Source organism: Lacipirellula parvula, from assembly GCF_009177095.1.
In the GTDB taxonomy this organism is placed as follows: domain Bacteria; phylum Planctomycetota; class Planctomycetia; order Pirellulales; family Lacipirellulaceae; genus Lacipirellula; species Lacipirellula parvula.
On sequence record NZ_AP021861.1, the window covers coordinates 2,418,854 to 2,445,823 of the forward strand.

At 62.0% G+C, this 26,970-nt stretch carries 19 protein-coding genes; 13 read left to right on the forward strand and 6 right to left on the reverse strand.

Annotated features, from left to right (window positions below):
* Positions 1 to 27 precede the first annotated feature (27 nt).
* The 4 genes from PLANPX_RS09555 to PLANPX_RS09570 all read left to right on the forward strand — a co-directional run bounded on the left by PLANPX_RS09555 (position 28) and on the right by PLANPX_RS09570 (position 4,823).
* Positions 28 to 1,230 carry a redoxin domain-containing protein gene (locus PLANPX_RS09555; RefSeq protein WP_152098513.1) on the forward strand — a complete coding sequence of 401 codons (1,203 nt, stop codon included), beginning with the start codon at positions 28 to 30 and terminating at the stop codon, positions 1,228 to 1,230.
* A 317-nt stretch (positions 1,231 to 1,547) separates the two neighbouring features.
* Positions 1,548 to 2,600 (forward strand): ROK family protein, encoded by a 1,053-nt coding sequence (locus PLANPX_RS09560; RefSeq protein WP_152098514.1) that lies wholly within the window; start codon positions 1,548 to 1,550, stop codon positions 2,598 to 2,600.
* A 72-nt stretch (positions 2,601 to 2,672) separates the two neighbouring features.
* Positions 2,673 to 3,416, forward strand: coding sequence for a hypothetical protein (locus PLANPX_RS09565; RefSeq protein WP_152098515.1), 744 nt, complete (start codon positions 2,673 to 2,675; stop codon positions 3,414 to 3,416).
* A gap of 225 nt (positions 3,417 to 3,641) precedes the next feature.
* On the forward strand, positions 3,642 to 4,823 hold the full coding sequence (locus PLANPX_RS09570) for a hypothetical protein (RefSeq protein ID WP_152098516.1): 1,182 nt from the start codon (positions 3,642 to 3,644) through the stop codon (positions 4,821 to 4,823).
* A gap of 155 nt (positions 4,824 to 4,978) precedes the next feature.
* On the opposite strand, the gene PLANPX_RS09575 is transcribed toward PLANPX_RS09570, so the two are convergent.
* Positions 4,979 to 8,677 carry an MFS transporter gene (locus PLANPX_RS09575; protein ID WP_152098517.1) on the reverse strand — a complete coding sequence of 1,233 codons (3,699 nt, stop codon included), beginning with the start codon at positions 8,675 to 8,677 and terminating at the stop codon, positions 4,979 to 4,981.
* A 421-nt stretch (positions 8,678 to 9,098) separates the two neighbouring features.
* Between PLANPX_RS09575 and PLANPX_RS09580 the strand changes: the two genes are divergently transcribed.
* The 3 genes from PLANPX_RS09580 (at position 9,099) to PLANPX_RS09590 (ending at position 12,931) form a co-directional block, all read left to right on the forward strand.
* Positions 9,099 to 10,574, forward strand: a complete 1,476-nt coding sequence (locus PLANPX_RS09580) for a Mur ligase family protein (RefSeq protein WP_152098518.1) — start codon at positions 9,099 to 9,101, stop codon at positions 10,572 to 10,574.
* Between the two features lie 257 nt (positions 10,575 to 10,831).
* Positions 10,832 to 11,347, forward strand: a complete 516-nt coding sequence (locus PLANPX_RS09585) for a hypothetical protein (RefSeq protein WP_152098519.1) — start codon at positions 10,832 to 10,834, stop codon at positions 11,345 to 11,347.
* A gap of 390 nt (positions 11,348 to 11,737) precedes the next feature.
* The gene (locus tag PLANPX_RS09590; protein WP_152098520.1) at positions 11,738 to 12,931 is read left to right on the forward strand and encodes a UDP-N-acetylglucosamine--N-acetylmuramyl-(pentapeptide) pyrophosphoryl-undecaprenol N-acetylglucosamine transferase; all 1,194 of its coding nucleotides are present in this window, start codon (positions 11,738 to 11,740) and stop codon (positions 12,929 to 12,931) included.
* A 175-nt stretch (positions 12,932 to 13,106) separates the two neighbouring features.
* On the opposite strand, the gene PLANPX_RS09595 is transcribed toward PLANPX_RS09590, so the two are convergent.
* Positions 13,107 to 14,705, reverse strand: coding sequence for an MFS transporter (locus PLANPX_RS09595; RefSeq protein ID WP_152098521.1), 1,599 nt, complete (start codon positions 14,703 to 14,705; stop codon positions 13,107 to 13,109).
* A gap of 407 nt (positions 14,706 to 15,112) precedes the next feature.
* Here PLANPX_RS09595 and PLANPX_RS09600 point away from each other — a divergent pair, with 407 nt between their 5' ends.
* On the forward strand, positions 15,113 to 16,252 hold the full coding sequence (locus PLANPX_RS09600; protein WP_198421869.1) for an aldose epimerase family protein: 1,140 nt from the start codon (positions 15,113 to 15,115) through the stop codon (positions 16,250 to 16,252).
* A 305-nt stretch (positions 16,253 to 16,557) separates the two neighbouring features.
* Here the strand turns inward: PLANPX_RS09600 and PLANPX_RS09605 are convergent, their stop codons facing one another.
* Both PLANPX_RS09605 and PLANPX_RS09610 read right to left on the reverse strand, forming a co-directional pair.
* On the reverse strand, positions 16,558 to 17,301 hold the full coding sequence (locus tag PLANPX_RS09605; RefSeq protein WP_152098522.1) for an AAA family ATPase: 744 nt from the start codon (positions 17,299 to 17,301) through the stop codon (positions 16,558 to 16,560).
* A gap of 3 nt (positions 17,302 to 17,304) precedes the next feature.
* Positions 17,305 to 18,426 (reverse strand): Gfo/Idh/MocA family protein, encoded by a 1,122-nt coding sequence (locus PLANPX_RS09610; RefSeq protein ID WP_152098523.1) that lies wholly within the window; start codon positions 18,424 to 18,426, stop codon positions 17,305 to 17,307.
* 288 nt (positions 18,427 to 18,714) lie between these two features.
* Here PLANPX_RS09610 and PLANPX_RS09615 point away from each other — a divergent pair, with 288 nt between their 5' ends.
* Entirely contained in the window at positions 18,715 to 19,101 is a 387-nt protein-coding gene (locus PLANPX_RS09615) for a response regulator transcription factor (protein ID WP_152098524.1), read from the forward strand.
* A gap of 196 nt (positions 19,102 to 19,297) precedes the next feature.
* Positions 19,298 to 20,686 carry a redoxin domain-containing protein gene (locus tag PLANPX_RS09620; RefSeq protein ID WP_152098525.1) on the forward strand — a complete coding sequence of 463 codons (1,389 nt, stop codon included), beginning with the start codon at positions 19,298 to 19,300 and terminating at the stop codon, positions 20,684 to 20,686.
* Positions 20,687 to 20,811: 125 nt separating this feature from the next.
* Here the strand turns inward: PLANPX_RS09620 and PLANPX_RS09625 are convergent, their stop codons facing one another.
* The gene (locus PLANPX_RS09625) at positions 20,812 to 21,555 is read right to left on the reverse strand and encodes a hypothetical protein (RefSeq protein ID WP_152098526.1); all 744 of its coding nucleotides are present in this window, start codon (positions 21,553 to 21,555) and stop codon (positions 20,812 to 20,814) included.
* A gap of 335 nt (positions 21,556 to 21,890) precedes the next feature.
* Here PLANPX_RS09625 and PLANPX_RS09630 point away from each other — a divergent pair, with 335 nt between their 5' ends.
* Genes PLANPX_RS09630 through PLANPX_RS09635 form a run of 3 tightly spaced genes read left to right on the forward strand, consistent with a single transcriptional unit; the run spans position 21,891 to position 23,783 of the window.
* Positions 21,891 to 22,439: a methylated-DNA--[protein]-cysteine S-methyltransferase gene (locus PLANPX_RS09630; protein ID WP_172991956.1), complete on the forward strand. Its 549-nt coding sequence runs from the start codon at positions 21,891 to 21,893 to the stop codon at positions 22,437 to 22,439.
* Positions 22,440 to 22,467: 28 nt separating this feature from the next.
* The gene (locus PLANPX_RS27260) at positions 22,468 to 23,088 is read left to right on the forward strand and encodes a hypothetical protein (RefSeq protein ID WP_172991957.1); all 621 of its coding nucleotides are present in this window, start codon (positions 22,468 to 22,470) and stop codon (positions 23,086 to 23,088) included.
* Positions 23,085 to 23,783 (forward strand): hypothetical protein, encoded by a 699-nt coding sequence (locus PLANPX_RS09635; protein WP_172991958.1) that lies wholly within the window; start codon positions 23,085 to 23,087, stop codon positions 23,781 to 23,783. Before PLANPX_RS27260 ends, PLANPX_RS09635 begins: the two co-directional genes overlap by 4 nt.
* Here PLANPX_RS09635 and PLANPX_RS09640 read toward each other — a convergent pair.
* Positions 23,735 to 26,968, reverse strand: coding sequence for a DUF4332 domain-containing protein (locus PLANPX_RS09640; RefSeq protein ID WP_172991959.1), 3,234 nt, complete (start codon positions 26,966 to 26,968; stop codon positions 23,735 to 23,737). The genes PLANPX_RS09635 and PLANPX_RS09640 overlap by 49 nt on opposite strands.
* Positions 26,969 to 26,970: the final 2 nt, after the last annotated feature.

Consider the following 26,970-nt stretch of genomic DNA (forward strand, 5'->3'; position numbering starts at 1 on the left):
CATCGACGCGGAGAAGGTTGAATTCTGATGCGAAGCGTTCCATTCGTTGGCAGTGTCTTTCCTTCGCTCTGCTGCGCCGTGCTGTCGACGGCGATGGTGGCGATGCCGTCGGCTCTCTTCGCTCAGGCGCCCGCTGCGACCGCCGTCAGCGAAGAAGAGGAATCGGGGGATAAGAAGAATCCCGCCTCTGAACTCAGCGACCCGACGATTCTGTTGGTGCGCGACGCGGCGGTGCGGAAGGCGTTGCAACTCACCGACGAGCAGCGGACGTCGCTTGATGCGTTGCTGCGGGCGCACAACCGGATGCTGCTCGCGATTCGCGACGTGAGTCCGACCGGCGCCGACAAGACCGCGCAGCCGGCGCTCGCTGAGATTCGCGCGGAACTCAGCAAAATTTTCAATTCGAAGCAGAGGCTACGCCTGCAGCAACTAATGCTGCAAGTGCAGGGGTACGATTGTCTGTCTCGCAATGACGTCGCCCGACAGCTGAAGCTCTCCCCTGAGCAACAGCAGCGTTTGACTCAAATCGGCGACGAGTTTCGCGCCAGCGTGAAGGCGTATGGTGAAACAGGCGGAGGGACTGACGCCGAAGCGAATGCCAAAGAACTTTCCCGCCTGCAGGCAGCGCGTTTAGAAAAGATTCTGGCCGAACTCGATGAGCCGCAGGAGGCGGCGTTCTCGAAGTTGCTGGGCGATTCGTTCGATTTCTCGCAGGTGAAGCCCAGCCCGGCCGATGCACCGGAGTTCGTTTCGATCGAAGAATGGGTGAACAGCGATCCGCTCACCATGGAGTCGCTTCGCGGCAAGGTAGTCGTGGTTCACTTCTTCGCCTTCGGCTGCATCAATTGCATCCACAACTACCCGTGGTATCGCGAATGGCAGGAAGCGTATCAGGGTAAAGATGTGGCCCTCATAGGCATCCACACGCCCGAGACGAAGACGGAGGAAGACAACGCGAAACTAAAAGCGTCGCTCATGAAGAACGAACTGAAATTTCCTGTCGCGGTTGACAAAGAAAAGGCGATGTGGAAAGCGTGGTACAACGGCATCTGGCCGAGCGTCTACATCATCGACAAGCAAGGCAGGGTGCGCTACTGGTGGTACGGCGAACTCGACTGGAAAGGCGCCGGCAACCAGAAAGTCGCTCGGCAGCAAATCGAAAAACTTCTTGCTGAGAAGTACGTCGAACAGACGGAAAAGAGCGGGGAACTCACCGCTAATAAACGCTGATGGGCGCGAATAGCAAAACCCAACAGTCATTCACTTGCAATGATCTCTGAATTGCATTTCTTTGCGCCTCTGCGCCTTTGCGTGAGATCTTCTTCAGAAAAAAAAGTCTCACGCAAAGGCGCGAAGACGCAAAGGAAATCGGGGACACATCTCCCCCTTGGCGCTCTTGGCGTCCTTGGCGGTTAGTCCTCCTCTTCAGAGGAACCGCGGTGAAATCGCACAGCCTCCCGCGAAAAACCACGCCTTGTCACCCGCCCGTCGCGAACCGATAATCCTCGGTTTGCCGTCTGATCTCTCCTCGCGACAAGGATTCTCCGTTGGCTTACTACATTGGCGTCGACGTGGGCGGAACCACCAGCACCCTCGCGGTCGGCAACGACCGGAACGAGGTGGTTTACGTCTCTCCGCAGTTTGCCACGACGCCGGACCTCGGTCCGCAGAGTTCGATCGCCGCGATCGTCGTCGCCGCTCAGGAAGCGATGGCCCACCTCGGCGCGCCGCTCACCGAAGTCGCCGGCGCCTCGATCGCCACCCCCGGCCCCGCGACGATGGACGGCGTGTTGCTGGCGACGCCGAATCTCAATCGCGAACTGTGGAACAATTTTAATATCCGCGCGGGATTGGAGGCGGCCCTGCGGCAGCATCACCCGACGCTTAACGTGCGCTACATCGGCGACGGACAGGCGGCGGCCCTCGGCGAGTATGCCATCCGCAGCCGAGCGCTCACTTGGAGCCACGTTCCCGCGGAGACGCTGCCGAACGAAACGCTCGACTCGCTGTTCATGGTGATCGTCGGCACCGGCCTCGGCGGCGGCGCCGTGTTAGGCGGGCAGGCGATTCAAGGGAGCCAAGGTCGCGCCGGGCACGTCGGCCACATTCTGCTGCCGTCGTATGCGTTCCGCTACGAGCACGATCAAAAGCTGCTCAAGGGCAACGCCTACGCCACGTCGGAGTCGGCGGTGTCGCTGAGCGGGTTGGCCCATCAACTCGAATATCGTCTCACGCTGCCGGAGTGGGCGTCGCACTCGTTGAATCAGGTGGACGGTTCCGCACGCGAGAAGGCAAAGCGGCTGCGGGAGCTTGTGGCCGCGGGCGATTCGCTCGCTCAGCAATTGTTCGACGATCAAGCGAAGGCCCTTGGCATCACGCTGCTGTCGGTGAACTACCTTGGCGATTACGACCGGCTGGTGATCGGCGGCGGCGTGTGCGATCTCATTCCTTCGGTTCGCGATCGTTATCGCCAACTGGCCGAGGAAGAGTATCGCCGCCATTCGCTCGACGGGTTCCGCAATCTCGATCGCTTCGAGTTTTCCGTTTGCGGCGACGAGGCCCCGGTGGTCGGTTCGCTGCGATGGGCGATGCTCTCGTAGGTTGGGCATTCGTGCCCGACGACAGCGCGGTCGGTTCCCCCAAGTCCCGCGAAGTTGCGACGAGAAACGCCAGTGGCCAAGAACAAGTGGTCAAAATCTTCCGGGAACTTGGTGAACGATCTGAGCATCGCCGACGCGCGCCACATCATTAAGTGCGAAGGGGGCGAACTGACGGTCGGCGAACTGCTGATCGAGATCGCCACCTCGCTGATGGTTGCCGGGGCGCTGGCTCGCGCGATTTGGGTCGGCGACGCCACAGCTTGGCATCTCTTTCTGCCGATGGTGGCGCAGTACCTCGCGCTGCTGATTGCGATCCCCGCGCTCTACATATTCTTCCGGCATCCGGGGCTGCGGAAGGATGTGATCGGTTCGCTGCGGCTGTGGGCGTTCATGGCGATCGTGAGCGGCGTGGCGTTCGCGGTGCAAACACACCGCAGCGGCGTGCCGTGGCGCGACCAGCTGAACGACAATCTCACCCAAGCGTGGCGGTGGATTTACGACGCGCACATGCACTGGCCGATCGTGCTGGCCGTCGCTGCGATTTTGTGGGCATTGCCGCGGCGGATTCGCAATTTGTACGAACATGGGCCGCCTTTTTCGGGCGTCAGCCTCGGCTGCGCGATGCGGCTGGTCGTGCCGCTGCTGGGGGCGTTTCTGGTGCCGTTCGTCGCCTCGGGCGAGCTTCCTATCGTTTGGGTGTTGTGGGCGATTATTTTGCTCGCCGATTTCTTGGCCCTAGCGATGCACTGGGATCTGCAGCGACGGCTGCGGAAATTTGACGCGCAACAGTTGAAGGACGAGCGCACGACGCTGTGACCGCGTGTGAGTTGCTTTTGAACCGCTGATTGACGCTAATGATCGTTGATGAAATGCAATCAGCGTTCATCAGCGTGTATTAGTGGTTGACGCATTTCTTTTCGCGCTTCACGGTCACTATTAGATTCAGCAACTCGAGGGCAGGCGGCGAGGATGGCACACTACTTCTTCAATATTTGTCGAAATTGCTTCTTGGCAGTCGTCGGGTTTGTACTTGTATCAGCGGTGACTGCAGTCGCCGCGGAGCCGGCGGTCACGGTCAATGATGGGCCGCTACTGCCGATCTTTGCTTGGGAGGGCGTGCCAGCTGCGGAGGCGACTCCTGAGCGATTCAAAGAACTTGCCGACGCCGGGTTCACAATCTCGTTCAGCGGCGCCCCGGACAACGCGACGGTGACGAAGATGCTCGACGCCGCGGAGACCGCCGGCGTGAAGCTCTACATCTCGTCAGCAGAGCTCCATTCAGATCCTGAGGGAACGGCTCGACTGTTCAAGAATCATCCGGCATTGGGCGGTTACCATCTCGTCGATGAACCGTCGGCCAAGTCGTTTGGCGATCTTGGTGCATGGACGCGGCGGATCCAATCGGTCGATGCCGAGCATCCGGTCTACATCAACCTACTGCCAACGTACGGCAATCCCGAAGGATGGGGAACGCCTGACTACGCGACGTACGTCGAGCGGTTCCTCGCTGAAGTGCCGACCCAACAGTTGTCTTACGATCATTACCCAATCGTCCAAGGCGCTGCCGACTCGCCCGTAACGTTACGAAGCGACTTTTACGAAAATTTGGAGATCTGCTCGGCAGCGGCTCGGGAGGCTAACCGCCCGCTGTGGACGTTCGCGCTGCTGGTGGCCCACACGCCGTATCCGATTCCGACGCTCGCGCATTTGCGGCTGCAGGCGTACAGCGACTTGGCCTACGGGACCGACACGCTGCAGTATTTTACTTACTGGACGCCAGTGAGCACGATTTGGAATTTTCACGAGGCGCCGATCAACCCGGAAGGGAAGCGGACGCCGACGTACGACTTGGTGAAGGCGTTCAACGCCGAACTGCAAGCGGTCCGCGGCGTGTTCGTCGGCAGCCAAGTGGAGTCGGTCGGCCACACGGGCGCGGCGATTCCGGCAGGGACGAAGCCGTTCGCCGCTGCGGCGCCGATCAAGTCGCTGCAGACCGAGGGAACCGGCGTCGTCGCGTCGCGATTGGCGAAGGGCGACCAGCGGTTCTTGGTGCTGGTGAATCGCGACCTCCATCAGCCGACGACGGCGACGGTGGAGTTTGATGGCAGCACGCGGGTTAGCGCGGTGGCGAAGGATGGGACGCTGCAGCCGCTTGAAGGTGCGACGCATTCGGTGGCAATCGAGCCAGGGGATGTGGCGATCTACGCGTGGCAGGCCGAGTAGCGTTGCCGACTTCAACAGAATTCTTCCGGCTCCCTCCCCCTGGAGGGGAGGGCTGGGGAGGGGGGAAGAACCCTGGTACCAGCTGCCGTCACCCCTCCCTAACCCTCCCCCTCAAGGGGAGGTGACCTCAAGATTTTATTTTGAGGGGCAATCGCTCACGGGCAGAACCGGCTTTTCGCCAAGTCGCTCATGCCCTTGAGATCAAGCTTCCCCGTGCCGAGCACCGGAATCTCTTCCACTTCCAAGAAACTATCGGTCCCCGGAATCCACAGATTCGGCAGGCCCAGCTGCTTGAGATGCTCGCAGATCTCCGTGGGCGTCTTGCTGATCTTCGTGTGTAGCACGACAAGCCGTTCGCCCTTTTTGTCATCGGGGACGGAAGCGACGACGGCCGTCAGTTCTTCAGGATTGGCGCCCTGCAGGAACTGCTGAATCGCATCCTCGATATTTTGATGCGGTACCATCTCGCCGCCGATCTTTGAGAAGCGGCTCAGTCGGCCGGTGATCTCGATGAACCCGTGGCGGTCGATTCGCGCGATGTCTCCCGTGACGTACCAGCCGTCGCGGATCACCTCGGCCGTCTTGTCGGGTTGGTGGAGGTAGCCCTTCATCACGTTGGGGCCCTTCACCAGCAGCATGCCGGGGGTTTCGATCGGTAGGTCGACGAAGGTTTCGGGATCGACAATCTTCGCGGCAACGCCGGCGACGGGACGGCCGACGGTCCCTTCCTTCGCGTCGATTTCCTTCGATTGCGACCGACTCGGCGGGATGTTGACGCTCACTAGGGGCGAGAGCTCGGTCGTGCCGTAGCCTTCGACGGGGCGAACGCCAAACCGTTCTTCAAATGCCTCGAACAGCGCGAGCGGCATTTTCTCGGCGCCGGCGACGGCGACTTCGAGGTGCGTAAAATCTTCCGGATCGCAGCGGCGGATGTAGTTCCGCAGGAACGTCGGCGTCGCGAGCATAATGGTGGCTTCCCACCGTTTCGCAAGCTTGCCGATCTGCTGCGCTTCGAGCGGCGAGAAGTGGTAGACGCACCGCACGTCGAGGCCGAGGATCGTCCACAACGTTACCGTGAAGCCGAGCGAGTGGAAGAACGGCACGATGCCGAGCACCGTGTCGTCGCGGCGGAGGTGGACCGCCTGGAGGATCGCTTCGACGTTCGAGCCGACGTTGTGATGGGTGAGGACCACGCCCTTCGGCTCGCCGGTGGAGCCAGAGGTGAAGATGACCGTCAGTTCATCGTCGCCGCTCATGCGATGGAGCCCGAGTTGGCGGTCGAGCAGCGCCGCCGGCATCGCGTAGGCCATCGCGGCGCTGGTGAGCTTGTCGGCCTTGGTGACTTTGTCTTTAAAATCTTCGAGCAGAATTACCTTGGCGTCGAGCTGCATCCCCAGCTTGTCGAGCACCTTCTGGCTCGTGAGAATGTGCTTGATGCCGGCCTTTTTGATGCACTTGTTCATGATCTCCGCGGAGACCGTGTAGTTCAGATTGCAGGCGACGCGGCCGCAAAGCGTGACGGCGGCATTGACGAGCACGGCGCCGTTTGAGGGGGGCAGCAAGATGCCGATGTACTTTTCATCCTCGACCTTCGGCGCGAAGACCTCGCGCAGCAGGAGCCGGCGGAGGATGAGCGCCCGCATGAGAATCTGCGCCCCGGTGAACGACTGCCCGGTCGAGTCGGCGATCTTCCAGCGGAACATCGCCTTCCGGCATTTGCGAATCATCAAACGGGGAAGAACCATGGCGCGCTGTTTCCTGCGGGTGACTGCCAAAGCGCCGAGCGCCTGGACGGCGTTACGGATTTCGTAGGCGTTGCTCGGTTCGTGGAGCGGTTCGCCGAACCAGATCGAAACGCGGCGGGGGCTGAGTTCAGGCGATTTTCCGAAAAGTTTGCCGCCGCGGAAGCTGAAGATACTCCCCCAAAGTTCGTCGAGGTAGACCGGAATCACCTCGGCGGTCGATCCTTTGAGGATCTCAAGGACGCCTGGCTTGAAGGTTTGCAACTGCCCGCTGGGGCTGATGCGACCCTCGGGGAAGATGCAGACGATTTCACCGTTGTTGAGCGCCTCGCGGGCGGTGTCGATCGCCGAGCGGAGGGCCTTCGGCGAATCGAGGATCGGGATCACGCCCATTAGGCGGGCCAAGCCGCGGATGTACCACTTCTCGATGTAGCTGCGACTAACGATCAGCCGCACCGGTCGCGGCGAGACGCAGACGAGCATCAGGCCGTCGAGCCACGAGACGTGATTTGGCGCGAGCAGGGCCGGGCCCTCTTCCGGTAGGTTCTCGCGGCCGAAGACGCGAACCTTGTAGAAGGTGTGCGTAAGGAGCCACGCGATGAAGCGGATCGTCGCCTGCGGGATCAGGACGATGATGTAAATGAAAACGGGGATCGTCAGCACGCCGCACAACAAAAAAATTTGCCGTGCGGTGAGGAGCGGATGGCCGGTCAGTTCTTGATAGGCCTCGCGGATGACAAGGGCTTGTTCAGGGTTCTCTTCAACGAGGCGGTGAATGTCGATCGACTCGCCGGCCGCCTGCTGGGTTTGGAATTCGTTCCAAAACTTTTCCGCCTCCGCTAACGTCTTCGGTCTGTCGGCCAGCTGAGCGCGTAAATGTTCGATCGAACCCTCATGCACCGGCATCCGCATCATGCCGAAGGCTAAGGCGGCGACAAGCATGCCGCCGAAAGTGAGCAAGTTGCTTGCAGCCAAGACCGATCCGCGGCGATCTTGAGGGCTGTAGTGCTGCATGTACGACGCCAGAGGGACGTCGAACAGGCCGGCGGAACATCCGAGCATCACGAGCAGGAGAATGGCGACGATATAACTGAGCGTCCAATCTCCGCTCGGTTCAAAGAACTCGCCTTCAACGGTAAACAGCAAAATCGGGACGATCACCAACCCGAATGCGCCTAAGGGCAGAATGCCTAATTCGACTCGCCCTGCAGACCAAATGCCCGCAAGCACGCTTCCCAGGCCGATGCCGATGACCAAAGCAGAAAGCAACGGAACCACTTGCGTTTGCTTGCCGCCGCCTGCTTCGAAGACGAACTGATCAATGTTCAAATGCGCGAGGGCCCCAAGGGTCCAGAAGAACATGATCCCCATCGCCACTCGCAGCATCGCTGGAGTGTAGGCAAGCGTTTTCAAGTCGCGCCAACTCTGTTGGGCCATATCCCACGGAAACCTTCGCGACTTGTCGGCGGCGGGAAGCTTGGCAATCAGTAGGCTGGTCAACCAACCGGCGACGGCGAAGCCTAGCAAGACGAGTGCAGACCATTGCCAATGTTGCTGCCCTTTGTCGCCCGTTTCATCAGCAAGCCAGTTGCCCAAGAACGTGCCGACCATCGTCGAGAAGACAGTCGTCAGCCCGATGAGGCCGTTCGCCGCGGAGATGCGGCTCTCGTCGACCATTTCGGGAATGCTGCCGAGCTTGGCCGGCCCGAAGAGCGCGGCCTGGGCGCCGGCCAGTCCGAGCACGAGCAGCATCATCCAGATATGCCCGACCAAAATCGCGGCAATCGCGAGCGCCATGATCAGCGCTTCGCCGACCTTGCAAAGGACGATGACCTGCCGCTTGCTGAACCTGTCGGCCAAATAACCGGCCGGCGCCGCGAGCAAGATGTACGGCGCGACGAAGACCGCGGTGCCGATCGCGAGCAGATTGCTCACGTTGACGTCGGCGTAATCTTTGCCGATGCCGATCACCAACCAGCGCAGGATGTTATCGTTCGTCGCCCCGAGGAACTGGGTGAACAAGAGCCCCAGAAAACTCTTCGAGACGAGCGAGCGTTCGCGCGGGACGGCGGCAAGATGCTTGCTGCCGCTGGCAATCGGGCCGGAATGCATGTCTGGTCAAAAGCTGTCAAAGATTGCTGAAGGGGTCCGCCTAGTAGGAACTACTTTAGCTGAAAAGAGTTCCGGCGGCAGAGGGCAGTTGCTGGCGTGCTCTAAAGCGGTCGCGGCCGGGGCTTGCAACGCACGTTTACGACGAGGAATTCCGAGGTCGGCAACTCGCCTTGACGCTCCTAGGCCGATCGGGTCAACTCCTTTCGCTCTCGCCGCAAAACCTCCCCCAGAGGGGTTTGCAGCGGCCGCCAGGTAGGGCGCCGCGCGGGAGCACCGAAGACGCGAGAATGGATTCTCGCGATGCGACGAGTGCCTTGGCCGTCCGCGATTCGCAGATGGCCGGGGGACGACACCCGAGTAGCCGCCGCGGTTGTCTCTTCGAGGCCGCCGCGACCGGCACGCAGGCAAGGAGGCCTGTCCGATGTCGCAAGAACAAGCTATTGGCGTGGCGCTCGATCATCTGTTTTCGGGCGCCTGCCGCACCGGGGCCAAGGGAGCCTCGGTCACCAGCTGCACCAGCGATTGGCGCCGCGTTCAACCTGGCGACGCCTTTGTCGCCGTCCTCACCGCCGATAACGACGGCCACGACTACGCCGACCGCGCCGTGAAGCGCGGCGCCGCAGCGATCATCGTCGAGCGGCCGATTCCGGTGCACACGGTTCCCGTCTACCACGTGGAAGATACCCGCGTCGCCCTGGGCGAGCTCTGCCACGCGCTGGTCGACAATCCCTCGCAACGGATGCGAGTGATTGCCGTCGTCGGCGATCAAGGCAAGGCCGCGACGGTGGCGCTGCTCGAATCGATCTACGTCGCCGCCGGTTACGAAGTCGGCGTGCTGAGCACGATCAAGTCGTTCGACGGCATGACCCGCAGCGAAGGAATCGACGACGAGATCACGCCGTCGGTGCTCGCCGCGCGGTTGGCTCGTATGGAGTCGGCCGGTTGCAGCCACGCCTTGCTCGAAGTCACCAGCCAATCGCTCGCCCAGATGAAGCTGGCGGGCATCGAACTCGACACGGTCGTTGCCACGACCGTCGATTCAGCGCGGCTCGACTTGCATCACACGGTGAAGAACTACCGCGACGCTCAGCGCCGCGTGCTCGACTATCTCTCGCCGACCGGGCTGACGATCGTCAACGCCGACGACGCGGTGAGCTGCCGCTGGCTGAGCCAAGTCGGCGGACCCGCGCTCACCTACGGCCTCGGCGACGAAGCGCAGATCAACGGCATCATCGTCGAAGAGAACGCCTGCGAGACGGTGTTCATCCTCGGCGCCGGCACCGATTCGGCCGCTGTGCGGACCTCGATCGTTGGCCGCCAACAAGTCACCAACTGCCTGGCAGCCGCCGCTGTCGCGCTCGCTCACGGCGTCGAGTTCCAAACGATCGCCCAAGGCATTGAGAGCGTCAAGAAATTGCCAGCCCGTATGGAACGGGTTGACTGCGGACAAGAGTTTCCTGTATTTGTCGACGCCGCACACACGGCAAACGGTTTGCGGGCGACGCTTCGCACGGCTCGGGCGCTCGCCAGCGGTCGCGTGATTTGCGTCATGGGCGAAAATGTTCAAGCGACCGCTGAAGAATCGGAAACGATTCGCAGCGTGCTGCGGAAGATGGCCGATGTCACGATCGTGACCGACGCGCTCACCGAATACGACGAAGCGTGGCTGGCTGAACACTCGGCCGCGCCGAAGAGCGAGAAACTACAGATTGCCGCCGACCGTCAAGAAGCGATCGCCTGGGCCGTCGCGATGGCGGGGCAGGGGGACGTCGTGGTGCTCGCCGGCAGCCGGACGCCGACCGATTTCACGTTTGGCGGCGCCCAAGTCAGCGACGCCGACGTTGCTCGCGAAATTTTGTACGCCGCCGCTCGCCCGATGCTGCGGCTCGTCGGCTAACGCCGCACAGCGTTCACTCACTACTTATTTGCAGAGACCACCCGAACATAAAAGCCACCGGATCCGCCGGTGGACGGAGCAAACGAAGGCGCCATCGCACTTCGTCCACCCGCCGCGGCGGGTGGCTTGGATGAGATCAATTTCAGCTTCTTCCGAAGCTCACTAACTACCTTCACCCCCACAAAGGTTGGCTGAGTTCGACGAGTACGACGCGACAACTTCGCCCCGCTCCGACAACTCGCTTGCCACGCAGAATCATGGACCTTTCGCATTCGACTTCCGGTTTCCTCAATCCTGCCACGTTCACGGTCGGCCCGGCTTCGGCCAATCCTGTGGCCTTGGTCAACGTATCGGGCGCGACGCTCATGCACACGGCGAACTGCACGCCGGCCGCTGCAGATGCAGCGCTGAAGGTGCTTCGCGAGTCGCGTGCCGTGCGTCGCCGCGTCGTCTGGATCAACCCGACCGAGCTAAGCCGCACCCCCAACGCCGACTTGCGGGCCTGGGGGCGGAAGCTGGTCGAGTTCGGTCACGCTGACTTGGTCGTCGCCTGCGGCACGGGTGCACGCGATTTGTGCCTCGCCGTTCGCGATGCCGGCCTGTCGATCGGCCGCGTCGTGGTCTGCACCGACGACGCCACCTCGCGAAACGTGCTCACCGACTCAATTGTTGCTGGAGACACGATACTTGCTCTTGGCACGACTTCGGAAAGCTGTTACAAGCTCGCCGAACGATTGGAAACACGGTTCGAACGCGAACTGCTTGTCGCTTAAAAGATCGTCAGTTGTCAGTGGTCAGTAGTCAGTTGCGTTTGATGGAAAATCTTTCTTAGCAACGGACCACTGACCACGGACAAACTTATTAAAGAAACCATTTCAGACTTCATCGTTGATCGGCGTCGATTGCGGGGTCAATGCCGATCGCCCTCCCTGGGGTAGGAGCTCATAACTCGCTGCGGGCGGCTTCTGGGTCAGTCGCTCGCGTGAGTGCTTCACGATGAAGTCTACGTCTGAGCGCCGGGGGGGCGAACCATCGCCCCCCCGGTTGCTCAGCGGAAACACGAGGAAGGACGAACGGGGAGGATGGAAGGCTGAAGGCGGGCTGCGAGCTCCTTCTCCCTTCCATCCTCCCCGTTTTGATTTTCCACTTCGGAGGATGCTGCCATGCCCGCTACGCCACACGTTCTCTTCGCCGGCGGCGGTTCTGCCAGCCATCTCTATCCGGGCATGGCGATCGCCGAACATCTGCGGCGATTGATGCCCACTGCCTTGGTGACCTTCGCCGGTACGGGCGCCGCGCGCGAACGCCATACGGTGCGAATCGCCGGGCACCACTACTCGACCATTCCGACCCACCCCATGCCGCGCAATCCGCTGCAAGCGGTGCGGTTCGTGACCGACAACGTCGCCGGGTATTGCGCCGCTCGCTGGATGTTGCGCGAACAACGCGTCTCGCTCGTCGTCGGCCTCGGCGGCTCGACAAGCGTCGCCGTCGTGCGTGCGGCCGTCGCCCGCGGCATTCCCGTGGTGCTGCTCGAACAAAACGCGGTCCCCGGGCGCACGACGCGGTGGCTCTCGCGGGCCGCGGCGATGGTGTGTGCGGCGTTCGAAGAAGTACGCCCCCATCTGCACGTCCAAGCGCCGATGACCGTCACTGGCAACCCGTGCCGGATGGTGTTTGAAGATCTCTACAAGCGTACGCTTGGCCAAGCGGCCTCGGTGCGGGCCGATCTCACCGAACGGAATGCGGCGGGCGGTCTCGCGACGAACGGTCCGCGGCGGCAAAATCGGTTGGTGATTCTCGGCGGCTCGGGCGGCGCGCGGTCGCTCAACGAATCGATTCCAGCGGCGCTGAAGCGACTCGGCGATCGGCTCCACAATTGGCAAATTGTCCATCAAACGGGCGATGGGCAGCTGCAGGAGACGGAATCGCGTTACGCGCAGCTCGGCATGAAGGCGCTAGCGGTAACGCACATCGACGAAATCGCGTCGGTGTTGTTTGCCAGCGACCTGGTCGTTTCGCGGGCGAGCGGTACAACGCTGGCTGAGCTGGCGCTCGCTGGCGTGCCGGCGCTCTTGGTGCCGTTCCCGCAGGCCGCTGATAACCACCAAACGGCCAACGCCAAAGTCTTCACGTCGGCCTCGGCTTGCCGGATGGTTGACGAATCGCAGCAATCGGGCGCTCTCGATGCCGCGCTAGCTCGCGAACTCGATTCGTTGGTGAGCGACCACCACCTCCGCGTCGAGATGGGCCGCAACATGCAAAAGCTGGCTCGCCCGCAAGCGGCGTCGCAGATTGCCGGCGCCATTGCCGACCAACTGTGCGGCGGCAGCGTCTCGGGGCTGATGGCTGCTTAGCATTGCGTTGATTGCTTACAGCTGTTTTCTTTGCGCCTTTGCGTGAAATCCAGAGAAGAAATGTCTCTCGCAAAGGCGCGAAGACGCAAAGGAATGCGCAAAGGGCACGAGCGATTGCTGTCCTTCTGATTCGCGCAGATTCGTGTGATTCGCGGTTAGTATTTTAACCGCAGCGTCATGCTTCCAGTGCCCCCGGCACGCCGCCGGTGAATTTTTCGTCGTTCGCAGCGTGGCCCGTGAGGACTTGGGCTTGGTAGCCGCCGCGTGATTTGAAGTAGGCGATCAGCACGAGATAGCAGACGAGCATGATCGCCGGCAGCACGGCGATTTTGGCGAGCGCCCCTTGCTTCGTCTTGCCTTGGATTTCCGTAATCTGCGCCTGGACGGCTTCCGGCTGTTTCGCGACGAGCTTTTGATCGATCGCGTCGTAGTCGAAGAACAGTCCTTTCTCTTGCTTGACCAGTTGCGGCTGCACTTCCGGTAAGGCTTGGGCGACGGCGGCCGTGAAGTCGCGGTCTTGCATCGTGCCGATAGCGGGGCCGCCGATCGTGCCGACGGCGATCATGCCGACGCCCGAGATTGCGTTCAGCAACAGGGCGCCACCCTTGGGGTATTGCTCGGAGACCACGCCGAGCGTCGTGGGCCAGAAGAAGGTCTTGCCGAAGCCATACAGCGTCGCGGCGGCGAAGAGCATGCCAAGCACCGGTTTCGCGGTGCCAAGCCACAGCAAGCCGACCGTCGCGATCGCCGCCGAGGCCGCGAGCAAGCCGAGCGGCGAAATGCGATGGACGATCGGCCCCGCGAAGAATCGCAAGATGAACATGATCGACGAGGTGTAGATCAGGAACCAAGCCCCGGTCGTCTTGTTCTTGAGGACGGTGCCCATGATGTCTTGTATCCAGCCGTCGGTGCCGAGCTCCGTCGTCGCGAGCAGGAACATGATGAGCATCAAAAAGATGAACATCGGCCGGCCGAACGAGTTGACGTAAAACGCGAACACGGCCGCCGGGGCGATCGAGATCAAAAGCGCCGCGGTCAGCGACAGCTTGCTGAGCCCGAACGCCACGAGCATCTGGCTAATCCCCATCACGATGAGGAACGAGACGATGTACGCGCTGCCCCAGCCGAATTCGCTGAGCATTTCCTTGTAGCTGACGCCGGCTTCAACCCGCTCTTGCTGCGGGAACTTCATGCCGAATAGCAGGAAGCCGTAGCTGAGGATCGGCAGCAGGACGAGCGCCATCTGCCATTGCCACAGCTCGCCCGGTAGCTTGCCGCCTACCGTGCCTCCTGCCTTCATCAGCAGGATCGACAGCAGCCCGCCCAACACCAGCCCGCCCGGCCAGCCGGCGTGCAAGATGTTGAGCCAGTGAGTTTTGTTCTCTTTGTGAATCGTCGCGACAACGGGGTTAATCACCGCTTCGACGGCGCCGTTCGCCAGTGCGTAGATAAAGGTCGCGAAGTAGAGGACGATGAAGTTCGGCGCGAAGATCGTCAGCAACGCCGAGATCAAGTGGCCGGCGAACGCGAAGCCCATCGCGCGGCCATAGCCGATGCGATCGATGACGAGGCTGAGCACGATGATCGAAATGGCGAACGGATAGGTGCCGACGCCGATGATCATTCCCTTCTGTTCTTCGCTTAGCTGGAAGCCGGTCGCCCAGCTATCCATCACTTCGGCGGAATTGCGGACGGCAAAGCCAAAGGCGGTGGCGACGAGCCCGGTGAAACACCCCAAGAACAGCCGTCGCGCCGATTGGTTGTTGTCCGCCATCAATGCCTCGTGAGAAAAGGACGCCAAGGCGCCGGAAAAGAGAACAGCGATTGAGATTGCGACGCAGTATAGCCCGCTAGCGGGGCTGCTCCAAGCAGGTGAACGCGCGGAGAAACTTGAGATATTTCACGCCATCGCGTGCGATGTCGCAGCGCGCGACCCGCGCGTCGCCGACGGCAAAGAATCTCATGGCCGCTGACGATCAGCGTCAGTAAGGTGAGATCGAAGGGCCGTCGTTGCGTGTTTTCAGACGCCGAAGTCGTGGGCAGTGAGCGACTTCCGCGTGTTGCACCCGCGCGGCGAACATGCCATGCTTAGTTTTGTCGGCCTGATTCGCTCGGCTGGCGGCACTTTTCCCCGGATCAAACAGACCTCTCTCAGGCTCACCACTGGCGGAGATTCCACCAATGCGTCGTTCTGCAATGTTGCTCGTTTCGTTGGCCCTCGGCCTGTGCGTTCAGACTGCTTCGGCCAAGGTGACCGAATCCGACTTCGGCAAAACCAAGGCTGGCGTTGAAGTGAAAAAGTTCGAACTGACCAATAAGAATGGCATGAAGGTTCGTTTGTCGAGCCGCGGGGCGGCGCTCATCGGCGTCGACGTGCCGGATCGCGACGGCAAGGTTGCCGACGTGGTGTTCGGCTTCGACGACGTCGCCGGCTACGAGTCGGACGCGAACGATTATTTCGGCTGCACCACCGGCCGCTATGCGAACCGCATTGCGAAGGCGAAGTTCACGCTCGACGGCAAGGAATACAAGCTGGCCGCCAACAACGGCGTCAACCACCTCCACGGCGGCAAGACCGAGAGCCTCGATAAGGTGGTGTGGACCGGCGTGCCCTTCGAGAAGGATGGCGTTTCGGGGGTGAAGTTCAGCTACACCAGCCCCGACGGCCAGGAAGGCTATCCCGGCAAGCAAGACATGACCGTGACGTTCACGCTCAACGACAAGAATGAGCTGAAGATCGACTACTCGGCCAAGAGCGACAAGCCGACGGTGATCAACCTCACCAACCACGCCTACTTCAACCTCGGCGGCGCCGGTTCGCCGACGATTAACGACCACGTTCTCAAGCTAAACGCCGATAATTACACGCCGGTCGACGACACGCTGATCACCACGGGCGAAAAGGCTCCGGTGGAAGGGACGCCGCTCGACTTCCGCACGCCGACGGCCATCGGCAAGCGGGTTGATGAACTCACCAAGACGTCGGCCCTCGGATACGACCACAACTTCGTGATCAACCGCGGCGACGCCGGCGAGGGCGAACTGGTGGAGGCGGCCAAGCTCGTCGACCCGAAGTCGGGCCGCACGCTGACCGTGATCACCGACCAGCCGGGCATCCAGTTTTACGGCGGCAACTTCCTGAAAGGCAACAAGGGTAAGGGGGGCAAAACCTACGGTCACCGCAGCGCCTGCTGCCTCGAGACGCAGGTCTTCCCCGACTCGCCGAACAAGCAAGGCCTCGAAGGCTGGACCGATTGCGTGCTGCGTCCCGGCGACGAATACAAGCACAGCTGCATCTATGCGTTCGGCGTGGAGAAGTAACGCCAAGTAGGGTTAAGCACTGACTCAAAGACGCCGCCTGATCCAATCAAGCGGCGTTTTTTTATGCGATGGCCGATCAGCCCCGAAGGGGCGACATAATGTAGCCAGGGGCGTTAGCCCCTGGTAGCGAGCATCGCGATGATTCAGAGCCCCGTGAGGGGCGACACAACTCGCAATCGTTGCGGCGAGCTATGCCGCCCCTCGCGGGGCTGGACGTGCGGTTCGGTCCAGATACCAGGGGCTTGCGCCCCTGGCTACATTACTCAGCCCCTCCGGGGCCGGGCAGTCTGAGTTCATGCCTCTCGTTACAAATCCTCCCCCAGCAACTGCCGCAGCATCTGCTCGGGCCGGTTTAAAAACGTCTGCGTCACCCGATAGTGCTCCGTCTCGCGGTACTCGACGCGCTGAATCCCCTGCGGCCCGAACTCGTAAATCCACGCATTCGGGTACGCCATGATGATCGGCGAGTGCGTCGCGATCACGAACTGCGCCTCTTTCTCTACCAGTTCATGCATCGCCACGAGAAACGCCAGTTGCCGCTGCGGGGAGAGCGCGGCTTCGGGTTCGTCGAGCAGATAGAGTCCGTCGCCACGCAGGCGGTTCGTCATCAGGTCGATAAACGACTCGCCATGCGACTGCTCGTGATAGGAGCGGTGGCTGTAGAGGGTATCGAGGCCGAGCTTTTCGATCTCGCTCGCCACGTTGTAAAAGCTTTCGGCCCGCAAAAAGAAGCCATCGCTTCGCCGCTTTCCGCGAGAACTGCGGCCGAGTCGCACCCACTTGTAGAGGTCGGAGTGCGAATCTTTCGAGTGGAAGTCGAAGTTCCGCGTCCCGCCCTCGGCGTTGAACCCGTCTGCGACCGCCATCGCCTCTAGCAGCGTGCTCTTGCCGCTGCCGTTTTCGCCGATAAAGAAGGTGACTCGAGGATGCAGTTCGAGCCGGTTGAGGGATTTTATCGCCGGCAGTTCGGCGGCGTATTTCGAGTCGAGCGTCGCCCGAGTGCGGTCGAGCAAGACGTAGACGGCATGGGGCTCGTAGGGATGCTGCATGCGTCAGCCGCTCGGCGGATCGGGAAGTTTGCGAATCGAACCGGGAACAATCGGTTCGTGCCGCATTGCGCTCGCCACCGCGGCGAACGCTAGCTCCAAGCTGCGCAAGTTGCTGCGGCCGTCGTTTGAGGGCTGTCGCTTCTCCTCGATGGCGCACAGCAACTCGCCCATCGCTCCATGGAACCCGTCGGGGAACCACGCGCCGGTGAGTTTGGGCCGATAGTCGCCGCCGTCGCGCGACAATTCGACCGTCTGCTGATTCACGTTGGGGCCGAAGCTCCGCAGCGTGCCGTGGCTTCCGGCGACGTAGGCCTCGTCCCACGGGTTGTGCGCCGCATGCCCGTCGAACACCAGGGTCGCCTGGGCGCGGGGATACTCGATCGCCGCCTGCCCCAGTAGCGCCGGCACGATGGTTTGCGTTGGCGAAACGGCGGTCGACGCATAGACGCGCAGAGGGCGCTGCTTGCCCATCACGGTCGCCAGAAAATCAAACCAGTGAATGCCGAAGTCGTAGAGAATCAGGTGATACACCTTCTCGAAGATCGTGCCGCGGACCCAGCTGTGGTCCCAGTGGACGCCACAGTGGACTGAGGCGACTTGCCCAATGAGGTCGGCCTCGACCGCCTCGCGCATGTAACTGAAGTGGGGCGCCCACCGTGCATTTTGGTTCACGGCGAGCAGGACGCCCTGCTTGTCGGCAAGGTCGGCGAGCCGCTCCCCTTCGTCGAGGTCGATCACGAACGGCTTTTGGCTGAGCACATGCCGGCCCGCTTTGAGACACGCGGCGATGATCGGCCCGCGAATCTCCGGGTGCGTCGTGACGTCGACGACTTCCACGTCGGCGTCGCGGAGCATCTCGCGGTAGTCGGTGTAAACGCGGGCCTCGGGGTAAAACTCATCCCGGCGCTTTTCGGCCGCCTCTTTCACCACGTCGCACAGGGCGGTCACGCGGTACCCGGCCGCAGTGTACGCACGGAGGTGGTGCGTCGTGATCCCGCCGCAGCCGATTACCCCAATTGCGGGGTTGTACGATTGCGGGTCAATCGGCTGGTAGGGGAGCGCCGGCAGGCAGAAACTGGGGACTGTTTGCGCGGGTTTCACCATGATTTCAGTTGGATCAGGCATCGCGGGAATCCGCAAGTGCGCGAGGGGAGAGCAAGCCGGTTACCCGGCCGACTGCGGCGATTCTGGTAGCTTGGCGAAACCTTGGGGCGTTTCGGGGCCGCTTGTAAATCGCCTCTTCCTCGCTAAGTTTAAGGGTTTGCTACTCATTTTACCGCTTCGTCTGCTGGCTTGAGTCCACAGCCTTTCGACGGGGCGGTTACGAGACTGTCCGAGCAAACTACGGTTTGCAACTCGCATACCATTGAGCCCCCGCCCAGCGGCGCGGCCCACACCCCCGATACCTGAACGATGGCTAAAAAAGCTTCCAATAGCGAAAAGCGGATTCTTCTGGTCGACGACGACGCTGAAATCATTGAGTCGTTGCGACTGGCACTTGAGGCTCAAGACTATCAGGTATTGGTCGCCCGCGACGGCAACCAGGGGTTGGCCCTCATCGAACGCGAGAACCCCGACCTCATCATTCTCGACATGATGATGCCCAAGCGGAGCGGTTTCCTCGTCCTCGAACGCCTGAAGCGTCTCGGCGAGAAGAAGCACCGCATCATCATGATCACCGCCAACGAGGGGAATCGTCACAAGGCCTACGCCGAGATGCTCGGCGTCGACGATTACGTCCGCAAGCCGTTCCCGATGGATCGGCTCATTCAGAGCGTTGATCGATTGCTCTCTGAGTAAGAGCAGAACGGCGCTTTCCCCGCCCATGATGCGGTTCGCAACGATCGGTGCTGCGCGCTGCACTATTTTCTTGGCGTTGGCGCCGCCACGCCGCTACAATATCGCCTTTCGCGGTGCGGATAGCTGCTGCGCGGATAGTCATACGACCGGCGTTGGATAGCGCCGGCGCTCTTTGCTCTTCACGGGAGATAGCGGCATGAAGTACGCGAATCGATTCAGCGTCACGCTCGCCATGGCATTGCTGCTTGGCAGCTTCCTTTGCTCGCCAACTGCGTACGCGGAGCCCGCCGCACCCAAGTCGGTCGACGAATTGCTCGATCGCGTCGAGCAATCGATCAAGGATCTGCCGGCGTACAGTTTCGACTTCGATATCAACATCAACGTCGACGCCAACGGCAGCAAGCAAAGCATCGAAAGCGAGTTCGACGTCAAAATCGAACGTCCTAGTCGGTGGGCCGTGATCAAGCAATCGGGCCCGTTTGGCGCTACGTCGATCAGCAACGGCAAGGAAGAAACGGTCTACTTGCCGATGCTGAAGGCCTACATCGTTAGACCGCTCGCCGAGGCGACGGGCGAGAACAACGAACTGGCGAGTTTGCCGGTGACGTTTCTCGGTCCAGCCGGCAAGGTGCCAGCCCTGATGGGCGAGGGTCTCAAAAAGCTCATCCTCGACGGCGCCTCGGAGTCGAAGCTGGCTGGCGAGGAGGAAATCGACGGCGTCGCCTGCTGGAAGTGCGAGTTCAAGCAAGAGGGCCTCAACTCGCAATTGTGGGTGACCAAGGCAGATCATCCGCTGCCGCGCCGTGTGGTGCTCGTTCCCGACGACTCGTCAAAGTCCGGCATGCCCAAGGGAATGTCGCTCACCGCCCAGATTGATATCGTGAACTTCAACGCCGAGCCAAAGTTCACCGACGAGGACTTCAAGTTCACCCCGCCCGAAGGCGTCCGCCAGGCCGACTCGCTGCAAGATGCAATGCCGAAGCCTGGCCCGCAGCCGCCGCATGAATTAGTGGGAAAGCAGGCGCCGACGTTTGAAGTCGACGTGCTCGACGGCGAAGCCTTCAAGTTGGAAGACGTCCTTGGCAAGAAAGTCGTGATGCTCGATTTCTGGGCGACGTGGTGCGGTCCCTGTGTCGCAGCATTGCCCGAAATCTCCGCCGCCGCGGAAGAGATGAAGGAGAAGGACGTTGTGTTCTACACGGTCAATCTTCGCGAGGAACCTGAAGCGGTGAAGGAGTTTCTCAAGGAGCAGGAACTCGACGTGCCGGTGCTGCTCGACGCGGAGGGTGAAATCGGCGATCTCTATAAGGCCGAGGCGATCCCGCAGACTGTGCTGATCGGCAAGGATGGTCGCGTGCAGGTCGTCCATGTAGGCTTTGGCGGCGATGCGAAGAAGAAGCTCATCGAAGAGATGACAGCGCTGCTTGAAGGGAAAGAGCTAGCCCAAGAAACCCTCGATAAGTGGGAAGCTGAACAGAAGAAGGCTGAGGCTGAGGAAGAAGCCGAAGAGTCTGAAGGTGACGACGCGGAAGGCGAAGGCGCCGATGTCGAAGTTGAGCAGGCTGAGGTGGAAGTCGAGCAATAATGGAGTGCCGGCGACAACCTCTGAATGATGGAAATAAAAAAGCCCCGCCGTCGACTATTCGACGGCGGAGCTTTTGCTTAGTTTAACGGAAAGTGCTCGGACGATATTTGCCAGCGGCCGCGAACTTAGTCCAACGCAATCGTCCGCGCCAGCGGCTGCAGCACCGAGTCGATGACGTAGTTATCAACCACGTCGCGGCAGACGTCCCACAGCTTGTCGAGCATCGACGCATACGTCTGGTTCGGCGGCAGGCTGCCGTACTGCCGAGCGGTGACATAGACGCTCAGTTGTTCCTCTTGGAACTCGTTCGTCCGGATCTGGTAGGCGTTCGTGCGCGGTTCGATATTGAAGCGGCACTGAATGCGGCACTCGTCGTCGAGCGCGAAGGTGAATGACGGCTCGTAGTTGATGATCGTCGCGCCGGGGATCGTTGCTATCCGTTCTAGGGCAGGGCAGACGCCGAGCGCCTCGGCAATCAGCTGGTTGTGGTTGCCGCGGTAGCTGAAATCAAAGCCCATCAGCAGGTCCATCGCCTCGCAGTCGAGCGGGCTGACCGATAGGGCGTAGGGCGCGAGTTCGAGCGTCAGGCGATGCTGTTCGAGCGTTTCTTCGACCGACCCCGGGTTCACCTGGCCGGAGCAAATCCGCCGCGGCTCGATCGAACACCAACGATAGGCTCCCCGATCCTTATCTTCTTCAAGAATAAAATCGTTCTTGTCGCGCGCGTAGAAGTTCCGCATCTGCGGATACTGCTTTTGAATCTGCTCAAAATAGTGCAGCACGGTCTCCCGACTGCTCGGAAGATCCATCTCGGTGCTGAGATTCATGTTGATGTAGAAGTCGTCTGCGAGCGAGCTATACGGATTCATCGGGGATGGCGTCCTCCAGAGATTCAAAATCCTAACCGGCAAGGCCCAGTGCGGGGGAATCGAGTCCCCGGAGCCAAGTGGCCGCGTCATTGCTCGCCTCTCGTGTAAGTATAGGTCCGCTGGGAAATTAGTGTCAAAGACCCGGGGAGCTAAAACCCTGCGTATTGCCACGCATTTGGGCCTGCCGGCGGCGAGATTTGCCGGTTTCGTGGACCGGTCGTCGCCGCTCAAAACCCGCCGTGGTAAGCTGAACCGCCGCCCCCTGCGGGCGACATCGAACGCGGAACAGCAGCGACACGGAGGCGACAGTGGCAACCTTGCGGACTAGAGAAAGCGTGACGCCCGCGTTCGCGACTGGCGACAGCGAACTCGGCGGCTTGGCCGTGGCTGCGGCCGGCGACGTGGTAATCGGCGTTTCGTTTGGCAACCGCAGCGTTCAAGCAGCGGAGACCGCGCTCCGCCGCAAACTAGACCAGTACTGGCCGCTGCCCAGCGACGCCGCGCAAGCCAGCGACGATGATTTCGATCTGGCAGAAGAGGTGCTCGACCTGCTGCAACGCTTCGCCGCTGGCGAACCTGTCGACTTGAAGAAAGTCCCGATCGCCGTCGACCACCTTTCGCCGTTCCAGCAGAAGGTGGTGAAGGCTTGTCGCGCGATCAAGCGCGGGGCGACCTTGAGCTATGGCGAGGTCGCCGCCCAGGCGGGAAGTTCTGGCGCCGCCCGGGCCGTGGGATCAGTCATGCGGAGCAACCGGACCCCGCTGATCGTCCCCTGCCACCGCGTCGTCGCCGCTGGGGGGCGAATTGGGGGATTCTCCGCCCCCGACGGGCTGGTAATGAAGCGGCGTCTGTTAGAATTGGAGGCTGACGTACAGTTCCGGTAATGCTCATCCCCAGTTCACGGCCGCTGCCATGACGTCCGCGAAGACGATCGCTCGATCTTGGCAGAGGGCCACGGCAGCGCTGGTCGCCGCCGCCGCGGCGCTGCTGATCGCAACTCCGGCTCGCGCGGTCAACATCGTCATTAATTACCAGTACGACACGCTCAACTTTTTCGGCGCAGACAACCCGAGCGGCGCGACAGCAGGCGCTCAGGCGAAGGCGGCCCTCGACGCCGCGGCGAGTTTCTACTCGACGATCCTCACCGACAACTTCTCGGCAATTCAAAAGCCAGCTGACCTCGTCAGCACCGCGTCCAACGGCGTGGCGTTCTGGAATTGGACGGCCAACTTCAGCCATCCCGCGACCGGCGCCCTCGAGACGCTCAACAATCCGATCATCGCCGCGAATGAATATCGCATTTACGCTGGCGCTCGTTCGCTGAGCGGCTCGACGCTCGACGCTCGACGCTCGGCATCGGCGGTCCTGGCGGCATGGGCTGGTCGTCGAGCAACAATGGCGGCACCTTCAGTTCGAGTGAGATCAATCAGCTCAACCAAACCACCAATAACTTCAAGGCGGCGGTTGAACGGCGCAATGAGCCGAGCGGATTTGCTCGTTGGGGGGGATCGATCACGTTCGACAGCGACGTGAATGCGAATTGGCAATTCAACCACACGATCGCGCCGACGGTCGGCAAGAATGATTTCTACTCGGTCGCTCTCCACGAACTCGGTCACGCCTTGGGGCTGGGCGCCTCCAGCCAATGGAAGGCGTTGGCAAGTACGGCCTTCTTCACAGGATCGGCGGCGACCTCGTTGATGGGCGCCAATCCTCCCTTGGGACCGGTCGACTCGGCCGATAACACGCGCGGGCATTGGGCCGAGGGGACGATGAGCAAAATTTACGGCTCGAATGTCGCGCAGGAGGCCTTGATGGACCCGACCATCACCTCCGGCACACGCAAACGCCTCACGGCCCTCGACGCCGCTGCGATGACCGACATCGGTTGGAGCCTGACGGCGCCCCCTCCGCAGAGCTACCTTCCAGCCGACTTCAACGAAGACGGCTTTGTGAACGCCGCCGACCTCACGGTCTGGAAGGGCGCGTTCGGCGTCAATACGAACGGCGACGCCAATGGCGACAACGTCACCAACGGCGCCGACTTCCTGGTCTGGCAGCGTCAGTTTGGCCAAACGCCCGCCGTAGCCGCTATAAATCCAGCGGCGCTCGCTGTGCCCGAACCTTCGGCCGCCATGCTCTCCACGATCGCGACGCTGCTACTCGCAGCGCTTCGTCGTTACGCCGCTTCGAGCGGACGCATCTTCGCGGCGAAGCCTACCCACTGAGCGATCCGGTCGCTCGACGGCGCGGGGCCGTTTCGCAAAATCCGCAGCCCCTGTGAGCTGCGGCACGTGTCGCCGACGCGCTTCACGAGTTCGTCGACCTTCGTCTTCGCGACTTGCTCGGCTTCGTGGAAGCCGCTAGCCACGAGCAACTGGGCGCCGACGCCCCGCAGCTCGGGGATGCGGCAGACAAGCCTCGCTTCGCGTTGCCACCGCGTGATGACGGTTGCCGTCACCTTCGCTTCGCCAAGTTCTTCGGCGGTCGATTCGGGATTCGCGTTGAGTAAATCGGCGACGGTGCGAATGCCGACGTTGGCCAGTCGTTCGGCAGCGATCGGCCCGATCGACGGTGCATCGACCACCGCACTGTGACGGTGGAGGAAGAACCGCAGCGGGCCGGTCGGTTTCGTTGCCTTCACTGGTTTCTTGGCCGCGGGCTTCGCAGCGGGTTTGCTCTTCGCTGTGGTCGCTACGCTCTTCGCGGGCGATGTTGTCGCGCGATGGGGCGTCGCCGGACGATCGACCCACGAATATCGCGACTTAGCGAGCACCCAGTTCTCACGCTGCGTCCGCGCGAGCTTTTGCGTCTCGGCGAGCGCGTCACGCGTGTAGCGGCTGCGCAGGGCGTGGAAGCGGCGGCCGCGCTCGCTGGCGATGAACTGCTCGATCGCATCGGCTAGTAGCCGCACGTCGATCGCGTACAGCGCCTCCGGCGAGCCGATTTCGTTCGCCGCGAGGACTTGCGCATCGTTGAGCGATACGTTCGGTACGAAGCACATGAGGCTCATGTGATTCTGCCACAGGCGCACCGCATCGGCGGTGATGCCGGGACGGGCGAGTCGCGCGGCCACTTCATCGGCGTCGGCCGCCAACAGATCGCCGACCTTAGCGATCTTCAGTTCGGCGAACACCTTCGCCGTATCGTTCCCCAGTACCGGAAAGTCTTCGATCGACGCGTCTCGCGTCAGGAAGAAGACGTCGCGCTCTTCGTCGTCGTGCGACCACTCGCCGGCGATGCGGAGTTGGGGCTTGCGCTCGCCGACCGTTTCACGAACGATCTTCACGGTGGTCGTCGGTTCTACTGGCGTTTCGACCGCCACGGGCACAGGAGCCGGTTGCGGATGCGACTCGCGACGCAGCGCGTCGAGGTCGCGGACCTGGTCGCCCAGCGATTCAAGCCGCCGGGCCGCTTCGCGATCTTCGGTGAACAACACCACCTGCCGCCCTTCGCGGGCGAACTCGTGGAGCACGCCGGCCATGGCGGCGGCGCTCCGCGGATCTTGCCGCAAGAACGGTTCATCAAGGAACAACGGCAAGTTGATGCCGCGGGCCGAGAACGACGACACGAGCGCGAGCGTCAGCGACAGGTAGAGCTGATCTTGCTGCTGCGGCGTCAGTTCCTCGATGGCGAGCGTGCGGCCTTCGCGATCGACGACCGTGGCGCCGCCCCCTTCGCGATTCACGCGGATCTGGAGCAATCGGCCGTCGGTAAGTTGAGCCAGCACGTCGGAAGCCCGCCACAGTCGGCGATGCGAGGTCGCAGCCGAGTCGTACTCCGCGCGCGCTGTTTCGTTGGTGTGGAGGGCCTGTTGAATTTCGATTTCAAGCCGCTGCAAGGTGGCGCGGAGTTCGTCGAGCGTCGACCGCGTGGCCGTTTGCGCCCGGTCGAGCTGCAGCGTTTGCCAGCGGGATTCGAGCGACTTGATCTCGCGATGCAGCGCATCGCAGGCGTTGCGCAACTGATTGCGCTCTTGCTCAGCTTCGGTCCGCCGCGTCTTGGCGAGTGCTTCTTGCCGGCCGCGATCGGTTCTCGCGAGCACCATCGCATCGGCGTCGCGCACAAACTCGGCGTGCCCTTCGCACTGGCAATGCGTCGCCGCCGGAGATTGCGGCAGCATCACGATGGGGCGGTAGGTGAGTTGCGCTGCATGGACGTGCGCCTGGCGACGCTGAAGCAGGTGTTCGAGTTGCTCGCTCAAATCGTTCTGTGCGCGTGAGAGTTGCCGGCTTTCGGCGTGCAATTGGAAGCGGCGCACCGACCGCTCTTGCTCCGTTACCTGCCCGCACAAGGCGTAAAGCTGCTGACGCAGCATTTGGGCGACCGGCGAGAGGCGGGCGTGCGAATCGCAGCCGACGCAGCGTCCAGGCTCGTGCGAGCGAGCCAATTGTGATACCTCGGCATCGAGATCGTCGAGCAGCCGTTCGAACACGCCGACCGTCGCCCGTTGATCGGCCAGCACGCTCGCGCTGTCGGCCGTGCCGTCGGGCTGCACCTCGGCAAGCTCGCGGCGGACGGTCGCTTCCCGCGATTGCAAATCGCTGAGCGTTTGCCGGCAGCGGCCAATCTCTGCGTCGAGCCGTTCGAGGTCGATGCGATGCTGCTCGGCGTCGATTTCCGGACCGCGGCGAACGGCCGACTCGAGCGAGTAGTACCGCAGCCGCGTTTCGATCTCCGCGAGCTTCGCATCCGCCGCGCGGAGCTTCACTTGCAGTTGCTCAGCCTTACGACGGCGGTCGGCAAGCGTCGTTTCCAAGTCGCCGAGGTTCTTCTGCAGGTCGCTGCTTTCACGACGGCGGGCCGACATCTCTTGTTCGATCTGCTGCACGACGGCGTCGCGACGGGCAACGAGTTCGTCGACGCGGCGGCGATTAAGCGGCAGCCGCGGCGTTGCGCTGTGCGTTTGGCAAACGGTTCCCACGGCGTGAGCGGGGGGAACGTCGTCGGCCGCCGGGTTGAGGGCGAGCGCAAACTCGCGGGCGAACTCGCCGTCGAGCAGCGTCGCGGCCCGCGGTTGTTGAGCGAAGTCGACCGTGTAAAGCTCCGCCGCTAAGCGAGGCGAGATGCCGGCCAGCAGCGAGCGAATCGTGCCGCTGTCGACCGCCGGTCCGCCGGCCGCAGCAACTGAGAGTCGGCCGTAGGGAGAACCGTCGCGATGGCGCCGCAGCAAGTAACGGCCGCGCGGGCCGTCGACTTCCAGCGAGCCTTCGGCGAGCGGCGTACTTTGCCCGAACTGCCGCCGCCATTCGCTATCTTGCTTGCCGTAGAGCAACTGCGACGCGAGCTGCGCGACGGTGCTCTTGCCGGTCCGTTGGTGACCGAAGAAGACGTTCAGCTCTGTTGAGAACTGATCGACGAGGAGCTCTGGCCAGGCTCCTTGCCCGGCGAGGCGAAGTTGGGTGACGTTCATCC

Bases quoted from the DNA above. Each gene is read 5' to 3' on its own strand.
- PLANPX_RS09555 (WP_152098513.1), top strand. From the start codon at position 28: ATGCGAAGCGTTCCATTCGTTGGCAGTGTCTTTCCTTCGCTCTGCTGC.
- PLANPX_RS09575 (WP_152098517.1), bottom strand. From the start codon at position 8,677: ATGCATTCCGGCCCGATTGCCAGCGGCAGCAAGCATCTTGCCGCCGTC.
- PLANPX_RS09580 (WP_152098518.1), top strand. From the start codon at position 9,099: ATGTCGCAAGAACAAGCTATTGGCGTGGCGCTCGATCATCTGTTTTCG.
- PLANPX_RS09585 (WP_152098519.1), top strand. From the start codon at position 10,832: ATGGACCTTTCGCATTCGACTTCCGGTTTCCTCAATCCTGCCACGTTC.
- PLANPX_RS09590 (WP_152098520.1), top strand. From the start codon at position 11,738: ATGCCCGCTACGCCACACGTTCTCTTCGCCGGCGGCGGTTCTGCCAGC.
- PLANPX_RS09595 (WP_152098521.1), bottom strand. From the start codon at position 14,705: ATGGCGGACAACAACCAATCGGCGCGACGGCTGTTCTTGGGGTGTTTC.
- PLANPX_RS09600 (WP_198421869.1), top strand. From the start codon at position 15,113: ATGCGTCGTTCTGCAATGTTGCTCGTTTCGTTGGCCCTCGGCCTGTGC.
- PLANPX_RS09605 (WP_152098522.1), bottom strand. From the start codon at position 17,301: ATGCAGCATCCCTACGAGCCCCATGCCGTCTACGTCTTGCTCGACCGC.
- PLANPX_RS09610 (WP_152098523.1), bottom strand. From the start codon at position 18,426: ATGCCTGATCCAACTGAAATCATGGTGAAACCCGCGCAAACAGTCCCC.
- PLANPX_RS09615 (WP_152098524.1), top strand. From the start codon at position 18,715: ATGGCTAAAAAAGCTTCCAATAGCGAAAAGCGGATTCTTCTGGTCGAC.
- PLANPX_RS09620 (WP_152098525.1), top strand. From the start codon at position 19,298: ATGAAGTACGCGAATCGATTCAGCGTCACGCTCGCCATGGCATTGCTG.
- PLANPX_RS09625 (WP_152098526.1), bottom strand. From the start codon at position 21,555: ATGAATCCGTATAGCTCGCTCGCAGACGACTTCTACATCAACATGAAT.
- PLANPX_RS27260 (WP_172991957.1), top strand. From the start codon at position 22,468: ATGACGTCCGCGAAGACGATCGCTCGATCTTGGCAGAGGGCCACGGCA.
- PLANPX_RS09640 (WP_172991959.1), bottom strand. From the start codon at position 26,968: ATGAACGTCACCCAACTTCGCCTCGCCGGGCAAGGAGCCTGGCCAGAG.